General features: G+C 72.1%; 2 protein-coding genes. Both read left to right on the top strand.

The window, feature by feature from the left end; all coding sequences use genetic code 11:
- Window positions 1–46: 46 nt before the first annotated feature.
- The gene (locus AB0I18_RS51615; RefSeq protein WP_363112819.1) at window positions 47–2,452 is read left to right on the top strand and encodes a [protein-PII] uridylyltransferase; all 2,406 of its coding nucleotides are present in this window, start codon (window positions 47–49) and stop codon (window positions 2,450–2,452) included.
- Window positions 2,453–2,674: 222 nt separating this feature from the next.
- A complete protein-coding gene (gene ffh, locus AB0I18_RS51610) occupies window positions 2,675–4,228 on the top strand; it encodes a signal recognition particle protein (RefSeq protein WP_363112818.1) in 1,554 nt (517 codons plus the stop codon).
- Window positions 4,229–4,376: the final 148 nt, after the last annotated feature.

Genomic DNA, 4,376 nt, shown 5'->3' with positions numbered 1-4,376 from the left:
GTCGGGCTGGGAGAGGATGTAGACCGCGACGCCGGTCGTGACCGCGCTGCCGCGCCGCTGGGCGAGGGCGTTGGAGATCACGGTGAAGGCGCAGTCCGGGCCGCCGCGCCGTGCCGCCCTCGCCGAACTGACCGACGACTGGCTCACCGGCCTGTTCGACGCCGGCGCCGAGGAACTGCGCGGCATCTCACTCGTCGCCGTCGGCGGCTACGGCCGCGGCGAACTCTCCCCACGCAGCGACCTCGACCTGCTGCTCCTGCACGACGGCAGCGCCGACAAGGGCGTGGTGGCGGCCCTCGCCGACCGCATCTGGTACCCCATCTGGGACCTCGGCCTCGCCCTCGACCACTCCGTCCGTACGCCCGCCGAGGCACGCAGGACCTCAGGCGAGGACCTCAAGGTCCAGCTGGGCCTCCTCGACGCCCGCCACATCGCGGGCGACCTCGGCCTCACCGCCGGCCTGCGCACGGCCGTCCTGGCCGACTGGCGCAACCAGGCGCCGAAACGCCTCCCCGAACTCCAGGAACTGTGTGCCGAGCGGGCCGAGCGCCAGGGCGAGCTGCAGTACCTCCTCGAACCCGACCTGAAAGAGGCGCGCGGCGGACTCCGCGACGCCACCGCGCTGCGCGCCGTCGCCGCCTCCTGGCTCGCCGACGCCCCGCGCGAAGGCCTCGCCGACGCCCGTAAACGGCTGCTGGACGTCCGCGACGCCCTGCACCTCGCCACCGGCCGCGCCACCGACCGCCTCTCCCTCCAGGAGCAGGACCAGGTCGCCGCCGAACTCGGACTCCTCGACGCCGACACCCTCCTGCGCCAGGTGTACGAGGCCGCCCGCGTCGTCTCGTACGCCAGTGACGTCACCTGGCGCGAGGTGGGGCGCGTGCTGCGGTCGCGCGCCGTGCGCCCGCGGCTGCGCGCCATGCTGGGCGGCGGCAGCAAGCCGGTCGCCGAGCGTTCCCCGCTGGCCGAGGGCGTCGTCGAGCAGGACGGCGAGGTCGTCCTCGCCCGCGCCGCCCGGCCCGAACGCGACCCCGTGCTGCCGCTGCGCGCCGCCGCCGCGGCCGCCCAGTCGGGCCTGCCGCTCTCGCTGCACGCGGTCCGCCGGATGGCCGCCGCGGCCCGTCCGCTGCCCACGCCCTGGCCCGCCGAGGCCCGCGAACAGCTCGTCACCCTGCTCGGCTCCGGCCGTTCCACCGTTGAGGTGTGGGAGGCCCTGGAGGCGGAGGGCCTGATCACCCGGCTGCTGCCCGACTGGGAGCGGGTCCGCTGCCGGCCGCAGCGCAACGCCGTACACATCTGGACCGTCGACCGGCACCTCATCGAGACGGCGGTACGCGCCTCCGAGTTCGCCCGCCGCGTACACCGCCCCGACCTCCTCCTGGTCGCCGCGCTGCTGCACGACATCGGCAAGGGCTGGCCCGGCGACCACTCCGTGGCCGGCGAGATCATCGCCCGGGACGTGGCGGCCCGGATCGGCTTCGACCGCACGGAGGTGGCGGTGCTCGCCACCCTCGTACGCCATCACCTGCTGCTCGTCGAGACGGCGACGCGGCGTGACCTGGAGGACCCGGCCACCGTGCGCTCGGTCGCCGAAGCGGTCGGCTCGCAGGGCACGCTGGAGCTGCTGCACGCGCTGACCGAGGCAGACGCGCTGGCCACCGGGCCCGCCGCCTGGTCCTCGTGGCGCGCCTCCCTCGTCGCCGACCTGGTGAAGCGGGTCTCCGCCGTGCTCGCCGGGGACGACCCCGAGGAGCCCGAGGCCGTGGCGCCCACCGCCGAGCAGGAGCGGCTCTCCATCGAGGCGTTCCGCACCGGCGGTCCCGTCCTCTCCCTGCGCGCCCAGACCGAGCCGCCCACCGAGGAGCCCTCCGGCGACCCGGAACCCCTCGGCGTGGAACTGCTCATCGCGGTGCCGGACCAGGAGGGCGTCCTGCCCGCCGTGGCCGGCGTCCTCGCCATGCACCGGCTCACCGTACGGACGGCGGAACTGCGGGCGCTGGACCTGCCCGACGACGTCCAGGGCTCCGTCCTCCTGCTCGACTGGCGCGTCGCCGCCGAGTACGGCTCCCTGCCGCAGGCCGCCCGGCTGCGCGCCGATCTCGTACGCGCCCTCGACGGCTCCCTCGACATCGCCGCGAAGCTCGCCGAGCGGGACGCCGCCTACCCGCGCAGGCGGGGCATCGTGGCACCGCCTGCCCGCGTGACCGTGGCCTCCGCCGGGTCCCGGCGCGCCACCGTCATCGAGGTGCGCGCCCATGACGCCCCCGGGCTGCTGCACCGGATCGGGCGCGCGCTGGAGCGGGCGGACGTACGGGTGCGCAGCGCCCATGTGTCCACGCTGGGCGCCAACGCGGTGGACGCGTTCTATGTGACGGACCAGGAAGGGGCGCCCCTGCCGGGGGAACAGGCGGCTTCCGTCGCCCGTTCCCTTGAGGAGACGCTGCGGGGGTGACGTGCGGCGCGGCGGCTCGTTGAGCACGGTGTGCTCCCCGCCTGCGCGGGGATGGTCCCACCTTTCGGGGCAAAGGTCGCCTTAATGAGGCGTTGTTCCCCGCCGATGCGGGGTTCCGCCCTCGCCCGCTGTTTTCAGCGGGCGAGGGCGAGTAATTTGCGTGGCCAGATACGCTGGAGGGCGACCCACTTCTGCCCCCGACCCTGAGGACCGACGAGCGCCGTGTTCGATACTCTCTCCGACCGCTTGGCGACGACCTTCAAAACCCTCAGGGGTAAAGGGAGGCTCAGCGAGGCGGACATCGATGCAACGGCACGCGAGATCCGAATCGCCCTGCTTGAAGCGGACGTAGCACTTCCGGTCGTCCGGTCCTTCATCAAGAGCGTGAAGGAGCGAGCGCAGGGGAGCGAGGTCTCCAAGGCGCTCAATCCGTCGCAACAGGTCATCAAGATCGTCAACGAGGAGCTCGTAGGCATCCTCGGCGGCGAGACCCGGCGGCTGCGCTTCGCCAAGCAGCCGCCGACCGTGATCATGCTCGCGGGTCTGCAGGGTGCCGGTAAGACGACCCTCGCCGGAAAGCTCGGCAAGTGGCTCCAGGGCCAGGGGCACGCCCCGCTGCTGGTCGCCTGTGACCTCCAGCGTCCGAACGCCGTGACCCAGCTGAGCGTCGTCGCCGAGCGCGCCGGCGTCGGCGTCTACGCGCCCCAGCCGGGCAACGGCGTCGGCGACCCGGTCCAGGTCGCGAAGGACTCCATCGAGTACGCGAAGCAGAAGCTGCACGACGTCGTCATCGTCGACACCGCCGGCCGGCTCGGTATCGACGCCGAGCTGATGCAGCAGGCGGCCGATATCCGTGACGCGGTCTCGCCTGACGAGGTCCTCTTCGTCGTCGACGCGATGGTCGGCCAGGACGCGGTCAACACCGCCGAGGCGTTCCGCGACGGCGTGGGCTTCGACGGCGTGGTCCTCTCCAAGCTCGACGGTGACGCCCGCGGTGGTGCGGCGCTCTCCATCGCGCACGTCACCGGCCGCCAGGTCATGTTCGCGTCGAACGGCGAGAAGCTGGACGACTTCGACGCGTTCCACCCGGACCGCATGGCGTCCCGCATCCTCGGCATGGGCGACATGCTCACGCTGATCGAGAAGGCCGAGCAGACCTTCTCGCAGCAGGAGGCCGAGCAGATGGCCTCCAAGCTGGCCTCCAAGAAGGGCCAGGACTTCACGCTCGACGACTTCCTGGCCCAGATGGAGCAGGTCAGGAAGATGGGCTCCATCTCCAAGCTGCTCGGCATGCTCCCCGGCATGGGCCAGATCAAGGACCAGATCAACAACCTCGACGAGCGTGACGTCGACCGCACGGCCGCCATCATCAAGTCGATGACCCCGGGCGAGCGCCAGGAACCGACGATCATCAACGGCTCGCGGCGCGCCCGTATCGCCAAGGGCTCCGGTGTCGAGGTCAGCGCGGTCAAGGGCCTGGTCGAGCGGTTCTTCGAGGCCCGCAAGATGATGTCCCGCATGGCCCAGGGCGGCGGCATGCCGGGGATGCCCGGGATGCCGGGCACGGGCGGTGGCCCCGGCCGGCAGAAGAAGGCGCCCAAGAAGAGCAAGGGCAAGCAGCGTTCCGGCAACCCGATGAAGCGCAAGCAGCAGGAGGAAGAGGCCGCCGCGCGCCGCGAGGCAGCGGGCCAGGCAGGCGGCGCCTTCGGTCTGCCGGGCGGCCAGCAGCCGCAGGACTTCGAACTCCCGGACGAGTTCAAGAAGTTCATGGGCTGACGGTCCCGTACGTCACCGGCTTCCACGTACGTCACTGGGGGCGCCCTTCTTAAGAAGGGCGCCCCCAGCGCGTTCCCACAAGTGCCGGTGAAACACCCCGATAGGAAGAGCGTCGGGGGGGGGAAGAGTGTGTAATCCGGCGGGTAGA

Source organism: Streptomyces sp. NPDC050704 (assembly GCF_040654355.1).
Classification (GTDB): Bacteria; Actinomycetota; Actinomycetes; order Streptomycetales; family Streptomycetaceae; genus Streptomyces.
This window is presented reverse-complemented; position numbering and strand designations above follow the sequence as displayed.